This window comes from Pseudovibrio axinellae, assembly GCF_900110875.1.
GTDB lineage: Bacteria > Pseudomonadota > Alphaproteobacteria > Rhizobiales > Stappiaceae > Pseudovibrio > Pseudovibrio axinellae.
Genome location: NZ_FOFM01000001.1, coordinates 304162 through 318794 on the forward strand (window position 1 = coordinate 304162; position 14633 = coordinate 318794).

16 protein-coding genes are annotated in these 14633 nt (G+C 49.9%); all 16 read right to left on the reverse strand.

Annotated elements, in window-relative coordinates:
• Positions 1 to 5: 5 nt before the first annotated feature.
• Positions 6 to 461 carry a hypothetical protein gene (locus tag BMZ51_RS01330; RefSeq protein WP_068007104.1) on the reverse strand — a complete coding sequence of 152 codons (456 nt, stop codon included), beginning with the start codon at positions 459 to 461 and terminating at the stop codon, positions 6 to 8.
• Positions 462 to 956: a rod-binding protein gene (locus BMZ51_RS01335; RefSeq protein ID WP_068007101.1), complete on the reverse strand. Its 495-nt coding sequence runs from the start codon at positions 954 to 956 to the stop codon at positions 462 to 464.
• 61 nt (positions 957 to 1017) lie between these two features.
• On the reverse strand, positions 1018 to 1422 hold the full coding sequence (locus BMZ51_RS01340; protein WP_068007096.1) for a hypothetical protein: 405 nt from the start codon (positions 1420 to 1422) through the stop codon (positions 1018 to 1020).
• 4 nt (positions 1423 to 1426) lie between these two features.
• A complete protein-coding gene (locus BMZ51_RS01345; protein WP_074881680.1) occupies positions 1427 to 2182 on the reverse strand; it encodes a flagellar biosynthetic protein FliR in 756 nt (251 codons plus the stop codon).
• Positions 2179 to 4260, reverse strand: coding sequence for a flagellar biosynthesis protein FlhA (gene flhA / locus BMZ51_RS01350; protein ID WP_068007093.1), 2082 nt, complete (start codon positions 4258 to 4260; stop codon positions 2179 to 2181). Before flhA ends, BMZ51_RS01345 begins: the two co-directional genes overlap by 4 nt.
• Before the next feature lie 142 nt (positions 4261 to 4402).
• Positions 4403 to 4669: a flagellar biosynthesis protein FliQ gene (gene fliQ / locus BMZ51_RS01355; RefSeq protein ID WP_068007089.1), complete on the reverse strand. Its 267-nt coding sequence runs from the start codon at positions 4667 to 4669 to the stop codon at positions 4403 to 4405.
• 23 nt (positions 4670 to 4692) lie between these two features.
• On the reverse strand, positions 4693 to 5214 hold the full coding sequence (locus tag BMZ51_RS01360) for a flagellar hook capping FlgD N-terminal domain-containing protein (protein ID WP_074881684.1): 522 nt from the start codon (positions 5212 to 5214) through the stop codon (positions 4693 to 4695).
• Positions 5215 to 5225: 11 nt separating this feature from the next.
• Positions 5226 to 5669 carry a flagellar biosynthesis repressor FlbT gene (locus BMZ51_RS01365; protein WP_068007086.1) on the reverse strand — a complete coding sequence of 148 codons (444 nt, stop codon included), beginning with the start codon at positions 5667 to 5669 and terminating at the stop codon, positions 5226 to 5228.
• A 14-nt stretch (positions 5670 to 5683) separates the two neighbouring features.
• The gene (gene flaF / locus BMZ51_RS01370; RefSeq protein ID WP_068007072.1) at positions 5684 to 6031 is read right to left on the reverse strand and encodes a flagellar biosynthesis regulator FlaF; all 348 of its coding nucleotides are present in this window, start codon (positions 6029 to 6031) and stop codon (positions 5684 to 5686) included.
• Between the two features lie 38 nt (positions 6032 to 6069).
• Positions 6070 to 7122: a flagellar hook-associated family protein gene (locus BMZ51_RS01375; RefSeq protein WP_074881686.1), complete on the reverse strand. Its 1053-nt coding sequence runs from the start codon at positions 7120 to 7122 to the stop codon at positions 6070 to 6072.
• Between the two features lie 2 nt (positions 7123 to 7124).
• Positions 7125 to 8567, reverse strand: coding sequence for a flagellar hook-associated protein FlgK (flgK, locus tag BMZ51_RS01380; RefSeq protein ID WP_068007067.1), 1443 nt, complete (start codon positions 8565 to 8567; stop codon positions 7125 to 7127).
• 11 nt (positions 8568 to 8578) lie between these two features.
• Positions 8579 to 9778 carry a flagellar hook protein FlgE gene (locus BMZ51_RS01385; RefSeq protein ID WP_068007065.1) on the reverse strand — a complete coding sequence of 400 codons (1200 nt, stop codon included), beginning with the start codon at positions 9776 to 9778 and terminating at the stop codon, positions 8579 to 8581.
• A gap of 88 nt (positions 9779 to 9866) precedes the next feature.
• Positions 9867 to 10442, reverse strand: coding sequence for a transglycosylase SLT domain-containing protein (locus BMZ51_RS01390; RefSeq protein WP_068007062.1), 576 nt, complete (start codon positions 10440 to 10442; stop codon positions 9867 to 9869).
• On the reverse strand, positions 10399 to 11670 hold the full coding sequence (gene fliK / locus BMZ51_RS01395; RefSeq protein ID WP_068007059.1) for a flagellar hook-length control protein FliK: 1272 nt from the start codon (positions 11668 to 11670) through the stop codon (positions 10399 to 10401). The genes BMZ51_RS01390 and fliK overlap by 44 nt, the downstream gene beginning before the upstream one ends.
• Complete coding sequence (locus BMZ51_RS01400; protein WP_068007057.1) at positions 11670 to 12908, reverse strand: hypothetical protein; 1239 nt, start codon at positions 12906 to 12908, stop codon at positions 11670 to 11672. The genes fliK and BMZ51_RS01400 overlap by 1 nt, the downstream gene beginning before the upstream one ends.
• Positions 12908 to 14629 (reverse strand): flagellar motor protein MotB, encoded by a 1722-nt coding sequence (locus tag BMZ51_RS01405; RefSeq protein WP_068007055.1) that lies wholly within the window; start codon positions 14627 to 14629, stop codon positions 12908 to 12910. Before BMZ51_RS01405 ends, BMZ51_RS01400 begins: the two co-directional genes overlap by 1 nt.
• Positions 14630 to 14633 lie beyond the last annotated feature (4 nt).

A 14633-nucleotide genomic window follows, 5' to 3' on the forward strand; every position in this document is an offset into this window, starting at 1 on the left:
TGCTTTTACCAGCTTCCGACCAAAGATTCATAAGTACCGTCGGAATCCTGCTCTTTCATCACTTTGGAGAGGATACCTGAAACATCCCTTACAGCGTTGAGCTGCGTGGACAACAACTTTAGGTTCACAGTCAGTTTTTCCTGAAGGTCCTGAAGTCTTACGACGATCTCGCTTGGGAGGTTTTCCGGTCCAACGACTTTGCCGGCCATATCCAGATCAAGCATTGCGCGCCCCTTTAAATAGGCACTCTCTTCAAGGTCGATATCATCTTTGCCTAGCAATGCTCCGTTTTCGGCCTCAAGCAGGGCATCAACACGGTTTATACTCTTTGACAGGGCAATATAGTCCTCTGGCAGGATATAGGCATCTGTCTCTTCAGAGGACGGCTCGACATCCTGTCCAATCGGCTTTGCCGTGCTTGGAACAAGCTCTTGGTGCGCGTTGTCATGCAACTCAGACATTTATGCCTCTTCTTTTGGGAAGGTTGGGCGAATAGTGTCGGGCATCAGCATTTCTGCCAAACCGATTTTGCCCGTTTTGGCGAGCTGATTTGCCAGCTGCTCAGCCATCAGACCCTTCCACATTTTACCTGCAGTACCGCCGCCATAGGCTGTGTCCATCTCCTTTGGCAGCATGGATTTCACGAAGGTTTGTAGGACCGCGCTTTCAAGCTTTTCACCCAGATCATCTGTCTGGATGCTCTGGGTGTAGCGATTGCTGGCGGCTGTAAGACTCTCAGCGCCCTCCTGCCCTTTAGCAGAGACAACTGCGCTTACATTATCGGCGTCTGCCATAAATCTGGCAAAGCCCTTCGACGCCCATGATGGACCCGAAACCGGCAGATCGCTTGAAACGACGGCTGGAGCTCTCAGCGCCCGCGTTGCCGCGCTGACTTCAGAGGGGTCCGCTTGGTTGATAACATCCAAGACAAGATCACTGACAGGCTGAATGGCCATAAGCACTCCCATTAGTCACAAAAAGGGCAATTACAATTGAAATGACCCTAGTTTCCGAGACTTATCTGGACCTGACCTTACCGGTCGCAACGTGCAGCTCAGCTATCTCCTGAAGTTGCTTTCTTTCTTCGCTTCGATTCAAAGTCACCAGTGCTTTTCCGTGATGTTTTTCGGTCATCGAAGTTTGGCGTTTTTGATCCAGAAGCTTTTCAAGAAGCTGCTGTTTTTGCTTTTCTTTCAGAGATTTCTTACGATTGTTTGTCTCAAGCCTTCGAGAGATTGCACGGTTCATCACCTCCCGCAATGCACCCTCATGTCTGCCCCAGTGGCTAGTCAGCTCTTCTTCTTCATCGGCGCAGCGCGTGATCTCACTATCAAGAACAGCGACGTCATATTTGATCATCTGCTCTTTTTGTTCTTGAACTTTCATAATGCGCCGAAGGCGTGTAACTCGTGCTTTATCCATGGCTTTACTGCAACACCAGCCAGTCACCAAGACCGGCATAAAACAACCTCATAAGCTCTGTAATGACCTGCCAGAGAATGAAGAGCCCTCCCATCATCACAGCAGGCAAAGCGACAAAGTACACCGGCATTTGAGGCATGAGTCTGTTAGTTAAGCCAACTGTGAGGTTCACGATCACTCCGTAAACCAGAAACGGGCTCGTAATGCGCAATGCAAGCAACATTGCTCGCATGAGCTTGCTCGAAAACTGGTCTAAAGCAGCTGCAGGAACGAAATCTCCTCCAACTGGAATTGTACGATAACTTTCAGCCAGGCCGACGAAAATGTCAGCGTGCGCACCCGTGATAAACAGCATGGCAGTTGCTGTTAGTGTGATCAAGCCTGCCATCGGTGGCAATTGCTGAAACTCTTCCACGATTGGTCCGGCCATATTGTAGCTTGACGCGTTAGCCGCCGCCCCAGCCATCATTTGCAATGTGGCAAAGAATGCTCTTCCGAACGATGCAATCAAGAAACCGATCAGCAGTTCCACAACAATAATACGCAGCAGCTCATCCAACGGAGCTGCTGCTATCACAGGCTCCACAACCACCATGATCAGAGGAGAGATTGCCAATGTGGCGGAAATCGCGATGAACAATCGTACCCGTATCATCACACGCGGTGAAGAAAAGGCCGGCATCGCCATCAGGCATGCTCCAACGCGGCAAAACACCACGAAGACACTCAAAATTGCATCTGGAGCAGTTTCTAACGTCACGAAATCGATCCCAAGGCCTCAATATCAACGCCGCGCGCGACCTCCATGTGAGACAAGATCGGAAGTGCCGGGAACATACGCTCCGTGATCATCCGAACATATTGACGTGCTTCAGGAGCAACCACGACAACAAACCGGTGACCGGCTGTGATGTGCTCACGAATAGTTTCAGCACTATCTCGCGCAAATTCCTCAACCTGCTTGGGCTCCATATCGAACTCCACAACTTCACCGCTGGTATCGCGGCGCAGAGCTTGGTGGAATGCGAGATCCCAACGGTTGCCAAGACGCAGAACTTTAAGGCTTCCATCGCCAGCAATATCACCACAAATCTGCGTGGCCATACGCACTCTGACATGATCAACGATTTGCTCTGGTCTACGCACGTGTGGAGCGATCTCAGCGATTGCTTCCAGGATCAAGGAGAGATTTCGAATTGAAATACGTTCAGCGAGCAAAAGCTTCAAAACGGCTTGCAAGCCTGAGTAAGAGATATGCTGCGGGCAGATATCATCAACGAGGCGAGTGTACGCCGGGTCTAGGCGCTCCAGCAGCTTACGCATATCCTTATAAGAGAGCAGCTGTGACAAGTTATTGCGGATAACCTCAGACAGGTGCGTGAGTACCACTGAAAGGTTATCAACGGTGGTGAAGCCTTGACGTTTTACTTCATGTTCGAAAGCGTTGGGTATCCACATCGCCTTCATACCAAAAGCGGGCTCACGCGTTTCGGTGCCAGGAAGCGCTGGTAGATCACGTTTACCGCCAATCACCATCAACTCACCAACCTTGATGCTTTCAGAGGCAACAATGGTGCCATGAATCCGGAACTCGTAGCTCTTCGGCTCCAGGTTCAGGTTGTCAGTAACTTTAATTTCCGGAACGACAAAACCATATTGCTCAGCAAACTTCTTACGCATTTTGTTGATGCGGTTGCCGATTTCTGGCTTTGCAGCAAGAAGGCGCGCCGTCAGCTGTTTGCCAAGGCGCATCTCAATTTCGGGAAGTTCAAGACTGTCTTTGACGGATTCTTTTTTGACAACCTTTTCTTTCTCAACCTTCTTCAGTTCCTCACTGGCCTTAGCCTCATTCGCTTCTCTGGCCTTGATTGGAATGATGTAAGCGGAAAAACCAAGAACGCCGCCAAGCAACACAAACGGGAGGAATGGAAGTCCCGGCAGAAGTGAGAGCAAAAAGAGCAGTAACGATGCGACCGCAAGCGCACGAGGGTAGCCCGCCAACTGCCCAAGAACGGCTTGATCAGTCGACCCTCGGGTCCCACCCTTTGAAACCAGAAGACCGGCAGCTAACGACACCACCAATGCGGGGATCTGAGAAACAAGACCATCCCCAACTGAAAGTTTGGTGAATACATCTGCTGCTTCGCTCAAGTCCATATCATAACGGGTCACCCCGATGATTATACCGCCCAACACGTTTACAACTGTAATAATCAGACCGGCGACCGCATCGCCGCGCACAAACTTGGAAGCACCATCCATGGCACCGAAGAAGGAACTTTCTTCCTCAAGTTCTGCCCTTCGGCGCTGTGCTTCCTTGTCGTCGATCATTCCGGCTGACAGATCGGCATCAATCGCCATTTGTTTACCCGGAATCCCATCAAGGGTAAAACGCGCGCCAACTTCCGCAATACGGCTCGCGCCCTTGGTGATCACCAGGAAGTTAACAGTCACCAAGATGGCAAAAACGATCAGACCGATGAGGAAGTCACCGCTCATGACAAACTGAGAGAACCCGTTGATCACGTAGCCCGCAGCCAAGGGACCTTCGTGTCCGTTTGCCAAAATCAGGCGCGTCGTCGCGATATTGAGCGCCAAACGTAACATTGTGGCGATCAGCAAAATCGTAGGGAAAGAGGAAAATTCCAAAGGCCGCTGGATCCACAGCGAAACCATTAAGATCAACACAGACAATGCTACCGAGATAGCCAAGCCGAAGTCGATTATAAACGTTGGCATGGGGAGAAATAGTACAGACAGAATAAAGATAATTCCGACTGCAAATCCAATGTCACGTTTGCTGTTTGGAGCAGCAACCCCCGTCACCGTCTGAGACATTCGTACCCTTCAATTCGACATAAGCAGATTGCGCTAACTTGGCCAAAACATTGAAGAGTGAAGCTTGTGTGAGGGTGGTCTGGAGGGGACGTAAGAGAACCTATCCCCTCCTCGCTTGCATATCTGAACACCTAGGTGTCGGCTAGAAGCCGTTCTCAATGCGCCCGTAAATCAATTCGGTAAGAGAAAATATCTGAGCGCCGATAAACGGACCCGTCATAGCAATCACAATAAAGATCACCACAATCTTAGGAATGAACGTTAAAGTCATTTCCTGAATTTGTGTGAGTGCTTGAAACAAGGCAATAATCAAACCAACAAACATGGCCGCACCAACCGTCGGCCCTGTTGCTGTTATCACAGTCCAAATCGCGGTTCGAACAAGATCAAGTGCATCTGCCTCATTCATAGCAAAACGGACCCAATCTGCCCTTAAGCGGATGCTTCAGAATCAGTTTCACCTTCACCTTCAGTTTCACCTTCAGTTTCACCGTCGACTTCCGCAACCGTTTCATCAGTTGCTACAGGACGGGAGATCTCGATACCTGGTATCAAAGCGACCTTAGTACCATCTTCAAGGGTCGCAATAGAGCCGTCGGTAAGGATTTGGACCGTCTGGATTATACCCACCACCGGCTCACCCTCACCATCAGGCGATGGCACGGTTATAGTCGCGCCAATTAAGTTATTTGCCTGGTTGATGGACTGCTGCTGCAACATTGCGGCCAAGTTCGTGTTTGTTTTTGTGGCCTGCTCAACAGACGAAAACTGCGCCAACTGCCCCATGTACTCTGCAGTATCAAGTGGATCTGTGGGATCCTGACTCTTCAGAGATTCCATAAAAAGCATAAGAAACGCGTTGTAGTCCAAGTAAGCCTGTTCGCCAGCATCAGCTGCAAAAACCGGCTCATCACTTGGTGTACTCGTTGTCGATGTAACTGCTTCAACAGCCATGTTTTAATCCTTTAGTAATCGCCTACAGCACGAGCAAAGCTCATCTCAACAACTTCGGCACCTTCTCCGTCCTCATTTTCCATCAAAATCCTCATTTCGATGGAAAAGAGTTTTTTAAGGATGCGCAAGGAGTCGAAGTAACGCCTTTGGTTGATCTTGCCCTCAACCGTTTCCAGACCTTCAAGTATTTCAGAATTTTCAACGGCCTTGCGGATGGAGGCCATCATCAAAAGCGCGCGCTGCAAACTATCCGTCTCAGCCTTAGGGTCGATCAACGCACTTTGAATATAGAAATACAACTGACGAAGGGGTGTCTTGGTATCTTCAGGCTGCATGACGTATGCCTCGAGAAGAAAACTCGCGTCATTCAAAAGATTCACCGAGGTCTTCTGCTCAAAAGATAAAACAGCTCCATTGATGAAAATCTTCTCACCCGCTTTAAGGTGCAAACGCATTCGATCCCCCTTGTTTAGCTCAGGCCTTCACGGACGAGTTCATTGATCTCGATAAGGCCTTGAAAGTCTTCAGAATTCCCGGTTCTGATCAAATCAGCCTGCTTCACGCACCAAATTCCAATTGAAATCAGGTCCGCGCGCAGGCTTGCAGGCAATGAATTATCCGGGCTTCCAAGATCGTCGATCAGGATCGTCCACAAACGATGGACAGAGGTCAGTGCCTGAGCAGCTTCTCCAGAGCGGTTACCGAGCTCCTTTGCAGCTTGAAGCTGTGCAATCACAAGAGAAAACAGCTCACGTTCCTGACCTCTTCTGTCTTCAGAAGAATCTTCGATCGTTTCCGCGTATGACATTTGATACATATAGTGCCCCAAAAAGTTCTTTATAAATCAGTGAACACTTACAAGTAATTCATAATGCTTAGGTTTTTCATTTGAGCGGTAATAGCGTAAGTCGCTTCAAGCTGCGTTTGCGCCAAACTCAACTCAATCGCAGCCCGCGCTGGATCAACGTTTTCAAGATCGTTGATACGCAGGTTCAACATGTCGCTTTTCAACTCAATGTCAGTATTTGTTGATGTGATTTTTTCTGCAATTGCGCCTACTTGTGCCGCCAAGGAGATCACTTCATTCGTCGCTACATTTAAACTCTCGACCGCCTTCCCAGAAATCAAAGAGCCAGTTTCTACTGATACATCCAGTTTTCCAAACACAGCGATAATGGAAAGCCCTTTAGCTAACTCACGAAAAGCTTCATCATCTGCTGATTCAGAACCCGTCGTTGTGACACCCTCGCTGATCGTAGCTGTCATCTTCTCTTCGGTTGCCGATGACCAGGTAGGAGACCAGTCAGCACCAAAGATATCATTTAGGACTGCACTGCCTAAAAAGGTCTCCCAGTCCTGACCTGCCGGATCACCAGAAGTTGGAATAGAGGCTGTTGCCGGATCGTCAATCACGAACCCGAAGTAGGTTTGGAAAGCAGTCTCAATGGCCGCCTCTGGCCCATCTTCAAAGGCAGTCATCGGGGCTGTATCGGTGTTAATGCCCCCAAAGAGATAAACCCCTCCAACACCGGTATTAAGCGAACTTACGAGTTTTCCAATCTCAGTGTAAGCCAGATCAGAAGCCGTTTCGAGGAACCCTGTGTCTTGCTCTAGCGCCAAAAGGTTTGCAGTAAACTCTGAACCACTGGTCTGAATATCATTCAAAGATAGGGTCATGACTTCCATTCTTGCGACCAAAGCACTGTTGGCATCAAGCTGGCTCTGCAGCATATCCCATTCAACATGAAATGATGTTGCAAGGCCGGCCTGTGCACCCATTGCCAGCCCATAGTCAGCAACTTTTTCAGAGATACTCTCGATCGCGGCTTTATCAACGTTCGCCCGGTGTTGGATCAAGTAGTTACTTAAGCTCAGTGAGCTAGATAAGGTAGAAACTGAATACACCATAATTAGCTCACTGCTCCCAGAAGATCTTTAAACATATTATCAATTGTCGACATCAACCTGGCGGAAGCAGAGTAGGACGTTTCAATCGTCAACAAGCGCTGCATCTCTAGATCCAGATTGACACCTGTACTATTTGAAAGCATCTGCGCGTTTGATTGGAATGCAGTTGCATCCATCATTGCACTCTCTGTCGCGACCGTACGCTCAGCACTAAACCAACTCACACGATTGGTCGCAAATTCCAACAGCGTCGAACTTGTATTCAGGCCTGTCCCTGGGCCAAATGTGTAAACATCATTGAGCTGATCGACATACTCGTTAAGTAGTCCAGAATAACCACCATTACCGTCGACATTCCATACGAACGATGCGCCATTGATCCCACCATCGCGAAGCAACATAACATCGCCGCCTTGAGCTGGGTCCACTGCACTATTGACTTGCAACCGGCTGATAAGATCACCAGCGCCTGCAACAATTGTGAAGACACCGTCAGCAGACGCTGTACCAGGGGCAGGTTCATGCTCCTGGAATACATCAACCAGAGCCTTAGCGACCTCATCAAGCTGGGTCTGCATTGTGACGAGCGTTTCATCGCGCATCTTGGCATATCCAGCAATCGCGCCCCCAGAGATGGGCGCAGACGCATCAGGACCAGCAACAGCTATCCCATCAACGAGTATATTATTACCAAGCTCACCGGAGGATAGGGACAAAGAACTAGTAAATGTCACTTCACGCGCGCTCTTCTCAAAGAGAGTCACACCACTATCTGTGTAAATGGCAATACCGTTATTGTCCTGATGAAGAACATCAATGCCGATCTCTTCGGAGAGGACCTTCAACATCTCATCGCGCTCATCTAAGAGACCGTTGACATCCACCCCACTCGCGGTACCAGTTACGATCTTATCGTTCAGCATTTCAAGATCCGACAGGATCACATTGATATTATCGACAGCTCGTGCCATCGCGGCATCAGCTTCCATGCGTGCATTGATCAATTCCGATGAGGACTGTTTCAGATCACCAACAAGCCCATTGGCCGCATTCACAACCGACTGCCCAAGAACCTGGTTCGACGGATCATTGCCGAACGCCACCAACACCTCGCTGAGTGTACCGATCGCCGATGCGGTACTGGTCCCATAAGGCTCTACACCAGACGGGTTAAGTTGATCGAGCATTGTTGCGTAGGAACCCGACGCAACGGCCATACTGCCACTATTCAAAGTGGCAGTAAACGCAGCTTGATCAACCATCCGCGACGCATGAGAAACGTAAACGACGGATCCGTTACTACTCACAACCGACTGCACATTCGCCTCAAGGCGCGAGTAGCTTGGGTTGCTGACGTTTGCAACATTTCTCGATGCAATCGCCATCTCAGCAGAACGCGCTGCGATGGACGATTGCGCGGTGAGCATTGCGGAAGTAAGTGACATACTGCGCGCCCTTAGCGTAAGTTATTCAATTCTTGAAGCAATTCGGAACTCGCGTTAAACACCTTAGTGTTCGCGCTGTAGGCACGCTGCGCCTGAACCATTTCCGTCAGCTCTGTTGCAAGATCAACGTTCGAACCTTCAATTGCACCTGAATACAATTCGCCGAACGTGTTATCACCCGGGTAACCCACCGCAGGATCACCAGACGCATCGGTCGCGGCATAAATATTACCACTCTTCGCCTGCAAGCCATCTGGGTTTGCAAAGCTTGCTATCTGAATTTGCTCAAGAAGCATTTCGCTACCGCTACCGTAGATACCGAAAATACGACCATCTGCCTCAACGCGAATATTCTCAATTGTCGATGGCCCAAAACCGTTCACATCAACAACATTCACGCCATGCTTCTCGCCGGCAGTGACGGTCGCAGAAAGATCAAGCGTTACAGTTCCACCGTTTGGAACGTCAAATTCATAATCGGTCAAAGATGCAGGGTCGAGATTACCATTACCCTCGAAGGTGAGCGTAAAACCAGGGGCTGGGTAACCAGGGATACTGATATCATTGCCCCCCGAATCCACTGCCTGCACTAGCCACTCGGAGGAGTCCACCGTACCGCCCGTTACTGTTTCAGCTACCTTAGTGAAGGCAATATCAATAACAATTTCATTGCCATTCTGGTCGTAGGTAGTCACCGACGTCCTATAATCTTCATTTGGTGCACCTGGAGGAACAGAAGTTGTTACTGGAGTACTTGAAGCCAGGTTTACACCCAACTCGCCTTGACTACTCTGCTCCCAAATTGGCGTATTGAGATCCACCACAACAGGAGAACCATTTGCGGACAGAAGGGTATAACCGCCAGAGTTTACCATCTGACCGTTCTTATCTAGAACGAAGTCGCCTGCGCGCGTGTAGTAGGTACCGCCATCAGGTGCGGCCACCTGGAAGAAGCCATTACCGTTAATGGCTAGGTGCGTTCCTTGTCCTGTAAAGTTAAAGGCGCCTTGCTGGCGTACAGTCTGAACAACACTGGTTTGCACGATACCAGATTCCATACTGGTCGCACCAACCATGGATGAGAACGCTGTCTTGTAGCCCTTGTAGCCTATGGTATTTGCGTTCGAGACGTTATCCGCCACAGTTGACAGCTTGTTCGACTGCGCATTCATACCAGATACGCTCGTATTCATAATTCCATAGAGACCCATAGTCTACTCCTAGCCATATCGAATGCAAAACTATTGATACTAGTAAAGCTTGTTAATCTTGTCTGAGCCTGACCCAAAACCCGTTGAATTATTTACAAAATTTTAATGAATTCTGCGTCCATCTACCATAACCGGATGCAACGATATTCTTTATCACGCGGCAGACATAACGCTTTTGGGCAGGGTTATTATTGGGACCGGCATGGTACCTGGCAACAGCCATGGTCCAGCTCTTCTCACGCTGTTTTAACTCTGAAAGGAATCGCGCTGCGTATTTGACGTTTTGCGCAGGATCCAGCATAGCTTTCAGCCCAGAGAACTTATCGAGGTGATAGTGGATGTTGATTTGCATACATCCCACATCAATGAGTTTTACACCTCTGTTTCGCGACCTTTTTATTGCTGCGAGCGCTTCTGACGCTGTGTCTGCAAAGTACGCCTTCCCTTCAATATTTAAAGCATAGGGATGTAGCGAATTCTTGCGCCCGGTTTCGGTCAAGCCCACCGCATAAAGTATACCAAGCGGCACGTTATATGTTCGTGCCGCTTTTTGCATCTGACGCTCACACAGCCGAATTGCGGTCTTGTTACTTCCTGCGTAGGCGTAAACTGACGTAAGGCTACAAATAAATACCGCTGCGAAGATCTTGAGTATCCGATTCATTTTGCGCTGCTCCGGAATATTCTGCATCTGCCTGATCTTCCCAGCTGTGCTGCGCAGTCTCCTCGCCGCTTTCACCTTCAGCATTGGCACCTCGGCCAAAACGCTCCTGATTTTGGCCTGGTTGGCGCATTTGATCCGACATTTCCTCTTTGAAACTGATCGTAATGTTCTGCGTTTCAGTGCGATAACCCGCATCCTGCAGCACGCGCGCCAACGCTTGCCGGTCGCCCTTAAGCATATCAGCAGCTTCCGGCGTACTCGTAGTGAGAGTAATTTCCAGTTCACCGCCGCGCATTTGAATGTTTGCACGCACCATGCCCATATTGTCTGGGCGCAATTGAATTTGAAGAGACTTCATTGGTTTAGCAGGTTGCTGCTCGCCCATTTGCAATGCCAGTTCCTGAGCAGCTTTGGCTGCTGAAGGCATCTGCTTTGCAAGAACACTGGCCACTTGTTGCGCCGGTCGGCCTATTTCAGCGGGGGCCAGATGCGTTTCCACACTTACGACTTTAACTTCTCCGCCCACAGCAGGTGTACTCGATTGTGACGCACTCTTAGTGTGAAGCAGGTCGCCAGCTGGTGGCTTTACACCAACGCTCTCCCCTTCACCCTTGGGGAAGTTAATTGCTCGGCTACCCTCAAGCTTAGGTTCAAGCTGAGCCACCTTTAAGCTATCGCCTTTAACAGTTGAACTGTTAGCTAAGCCTTGCGTATTTTTGGAGGATACCGGCTTTGGCTCACCTTCACCCATCACAGAACTAAGCTGATTTACGCTCAAAGAGTTCAAGACCTGCGCCATTGTTCCGCCGCGCCCAGAAGCAGTTCCTGCCATGTTAGCAAGATCAGTGAGCAAACCAAGTTGCATTTTCATGGCTTGGTCAGATGTCTTCGTTCCCGCCAATAAACGATCGCCGTTCGCGCCATCATTGCCTAGGACTTCGCCCTGAGCCTCATTCACAACTGATGCGTTCAACAGATGCTTTAACGTGTGACCTGTCTCCTGCGCACCTTTGCCAGATTGCTTGTGACGCAATTCGGAGCTCTCAGAGGACTCCTCATCCGCCCTGCTCTTGCGCTGCGGCGCAGTTTTTTGCTCTTGAACCCGGTTAATGACCTTATCAAAGCCACCGTCACGAGACGCTTCTTCCGTACTACCCGTGTCTTTACGGGTACCTGCTGCATTTTTAACCTGCGCACCGGAATCAGTATTTGGAGGGGTGGTGTTCATCAAAACTCAGCCTCTTTCAACGCTTTGTCTGCATCATTAAGCGCATCCTCAAAAGGTTCTAAAACCTTTTCATTATGCAGCTTTTTATTCAACCCAATTTGCGGCACATAAGGTACAAATTCGGAGGCCGCTGGTGTTTCGGGTTGTGGCCATTCGCGAATTGAATTTGCCATCGCAATAGCAGCCGTTTGAATTAATTGAACGTCCGGCTCAAGATCAGATACCTTCACTTCAACCAGACCAGAAATTGCATCCTTCCAATCTTCGCTAGAGGCCTTGGCAGCCGACAAGTAAAGCTCTGCTTCGTTTGTTTGCTGCTCATTTTTTGCCTCTAGCTCTAGAAAGGCAGTACTGCCCCTGATTGCGAAGGCTGTGTTCCCACTCACCAACGCCGCCCGGGCCAGACGGAGCAACAAAATGTGTTGCGATTCTTCATCAAACTCGGAAACCAGCTGGAACACACGCTCCCACTCGTTCTCTTTTTTTAAATACTCAGCACCGCTAATCACATTTGCAACTGTGTCACGGAACTCAGAGGCGAAGACCGACCCACTATATTGAAAGAGATAACGACGCGCCAAACGCTCAAACTTCTGGGTATCGCCCAGTTTTGCAACCATTGGCGCTTGCCTGCGCAGCGCGCTTTCTTCTACCAGCGTGCCAGGCATCATCAGTCGTGCAACATCAAAGTAGCGCTGTGCAGCAGCTGGATCTTCGTTTGACGTCAAAATCGCTTGCGCCAGCGCCACCTGTCCTGCAACGGCAACAGGAAGCGTCAAAGGATCGACCCTTGCTAATAGACGCAAAGCCAACTTTCGGTTGCCCTGTGAGTAGGCCATTGCACCTGCAAACAGGTTCGGGTCACCACTGAACACTACACCTTGAACGGCGAGCTCCTGAAAGACCGAACCTGACCCGCCACTGAGCATAAATGAAACAGCAGCACGTGCGTGCTTTTCCTGTTTCCACACTTCCCGGTCAAGCCGCAAAAACCTGCGACCGATTACGATCAAGGAGGGCTGCAAGAGATTGTAGGCTTCAAGATTACCTTTGATGATCTCGTCCTGCAGGATCTGCAATTCCAGCACCATCAAATCCGGATCAGCCGTGGACACCATTTGCGCATACGCTGGTTGGTTACTTGCTGGCAAAGACGTCATAGCAGTTGCCAGAGCAAGCGAAAGCGCGGCTGATTTCAGGAAGGACTTTCCTGGAGTTTGTTTAATCGGCCCTGGCATTAGGCCTGCCCTTTCAAGAGCATTATTTCAATGCGCCTGTTTTGAGGTGCAAACGGCTCTTCAACGTCTTTCAGGCGTCGATCCGCATAACCTTCAATACCCACGATCCGCTCTTCATCCAAACCGCCACGAACAAGCATGAAATAAGCCATGTGAGCACGTGCCGTTGACAGTCTCCAGTTATCATTACGCTTGGATTTAAATGGCCGTGCATCGGTGTGTCCTCGAATAACGATCTCTCCGTTTTCTTCGCCCAACACCTTCGCAATCTGCTCCATTGCTTTGACAACGTCAGGGTGAGGTTCAGATGAACCAACTGCGAACATTCCAAAGTCATCATTATCCATGATACGGATCAGAACACCGTCCTGCGAATGAGTGAATTCGATGCTTGCGCCGGTTTTCATGCCTTCAAGCGCCGCGCCCACTGAGTTCGCCAGTGAAACAAGCTGCTTGTCACCGTCCTTGTCTTCGTCGTCTCCAGAGGCAGCCTTCTCAACCGTTTCGTGAGGCTTAGAGGCCGGTACAACAGGCACCTCTGTAGCTTCGTTCTGTGTCACACCCAGCTCTTCAATAACCGGTTCTGACTGAACTTCACTTATCTTCATGACTGCGCTATTGCTGATTTCTTCGGCATCTTCGATCAAGGTCGGAGCCGGGTCTACCTCTGGCGCTTTAGCCGTGTCAGGCTTATTAACTTGCGCAAACACAAGGCGGGTCATCACATCATCATCGCCCACAGCTTCTGCCTGTGTTTTCGCAAGCTGCTTCAGGATTTCGCCTTCCACCAACTTATCGCCGTCACCGTCGGGCGCAGCTCCAACAACAATCACAGAGTTGTCACCTGAGACGTCCCCGGCGATTGATGGCAGTACCTTGCCACCACGTGCCAACTCAGATGCTTGCTCGAGAAGTTCAATTTGCTCAGCAGTGAGTTCATTTGCAGAAATACCCTCTTCCTTTTCATTCAGGATTGGTATTTGCGCAAGCAGTGGCGCATTGCCAGGAAACTCATCCTTCTGCCAACCAGATGGGTCGAACGGATCTCTAAAACTCGTGCCGTCAGCAAGGCCTTGACCATCCGGGTCACGGTTAGGAAGTGCAAACAAAACCGGCGTTTTTGCCATCTTCAGCGAGCCCGCACCGCCTGTACCTGGCGACCCATCGGTCTCCACAGTCGCCTCAGCCTCAGCAGCCAATGCTGCAAGGATCGCATAAGGGTTATCGTGAAGCTGGCTTTCCGTGTAGCGCGCCGTACGTTCGTAATCGCGATTGATCACACGCGTTGGCTTGGCACCGCCTTCTTCAGCGTCAGCGCCCTCGAACGTTGAGTTTTCGCCTGTTTCACGCTCAGATACTGGCTCCGGCTTATCTACACCGCCACCAGCACTTGGCCCATTCTTCTCGGTTCCGCCAGCACCCAACGGCTTACCGTGGCGCACACCCTCATCATTATTCATGGGAGCGGACATTTCCTCCGGATCGCGAAGACCTTTGGGGCTCGATGTGGAGTCCACTAGCTTGATCGGATTGAAATAGCTTGCGATGCCGCGCTGAGAGGCTTCATCAGATGCATTAACCAACCACATAAGCAGGAAGAATGCCATCATTGCGGTTGCAAAATCAGCGTAAGCGATTTTCCAAACACCAGATTTTGGCGTTATATCTATAACTTCATTACGCCTGCGAACGATGATCAGTTCTTGTGGTTCAACCGCCATGGCT

Coding starts and splice junctions, on each gene's coding strand:
- BMZ51_RS01375 (WP_074881686.1), bottom strand. CDS start 7,122: ATGGTGTATTCAGTTTCTACCTTATCTAGCTCACTGAGCTTAAGTAAC.
- BMZ51_RS01390 (WP_068007062.1), bottom strand. CDS start 10,442: ATGAATCGGATACTCAAGATCTTCGCAGCGGTATTTATTTGTAGCCTT.
- fliK (WP_068007059.1), bottom strand. CDS start 11,670: ATGAACACCACCCCTCCAAATACTGATTCCGGTGCGCAGGTTAAAAAT.
- BMZ51_RS01365 (WP_068007086.1), bottom strand. CDS start 5,669: ATGCGTTTGCACCTTAAAGCGGGTGAGAAGATTTTCATCAATGGAGCT.
- BMZ51_RS01360 (WP_074881684.1), bottom strand. CDS start 5,214: ATGGCTGTTGAAGCAGTTACATCGACAACGAGTACACCAAGTGATGAG.
- BMZ51_RS01405 (WP_068007055.1), bottom strand. CDS start 14,629: ATGGCGGTTGAACCACAAGAACTGATCATCGTTCGCAGGCGTAATGAA.
- BMZ51_RS01385 (WP_068007065.1), bottom strand. CDS start 9,778: ATGGGTCTCTATGGAATTATGAATACGAGCGTATCTGGTATGAATGCG.
- BMZ51_RS01330 (WP_068007104.1), bottom strand. CDS start 461: ATGTCTGAGTTGCATGACAACGCGCACCAAGAGCTTGTTCCAAGCACG.
- fliQ (WP_068007089.1), bottom strand. CDS start 4,669: ATGAATGAGGCAGATGCACTTGATCTTGTTCGAACCGCGATTTGGACT.
- BMZ51_RS01335 (WP_068007101.1), bottom strand. CDS start 956: ATGGCCATTCAGCCTGTCAGTGATCTTGTCTTGGATGTTATCAACCAA.
- flgK (WP_068007067.1), bottom strand. CDS start 8,567: ATGTCACTTACTTCCGCAATGCTCACCGCGCAATCGTCCATCGCAGCG.
- flhA (WP_068007093.1), bottom strand. CDS start 4,260: ATGTCTCAGACGGTGACGGGGGTTGCTGCTCCAAACAGCAAACGTGAC.
- flaF (WP_068007072.1), bottom strand. CDS start 6,031: ATGTATCAAATGTCATACGCGGAAACGATCGAAGATTCTTCTGAAGAC.
- BMZ51_RS01400 (WP_068007057.1), bottom strand. CDS start 12,908: ATGCCAGGGCCGATTAAACAAACTCCAGGAAAGTCCTTCCTGAAATCA.
- BMZ51_RS01340 (WP_068007096.1), bottom strand. CDS start 1,422: ATGGATAAAGCACGAGTTACACGCCTTCGGCGCATTATGAAAGTTCAA.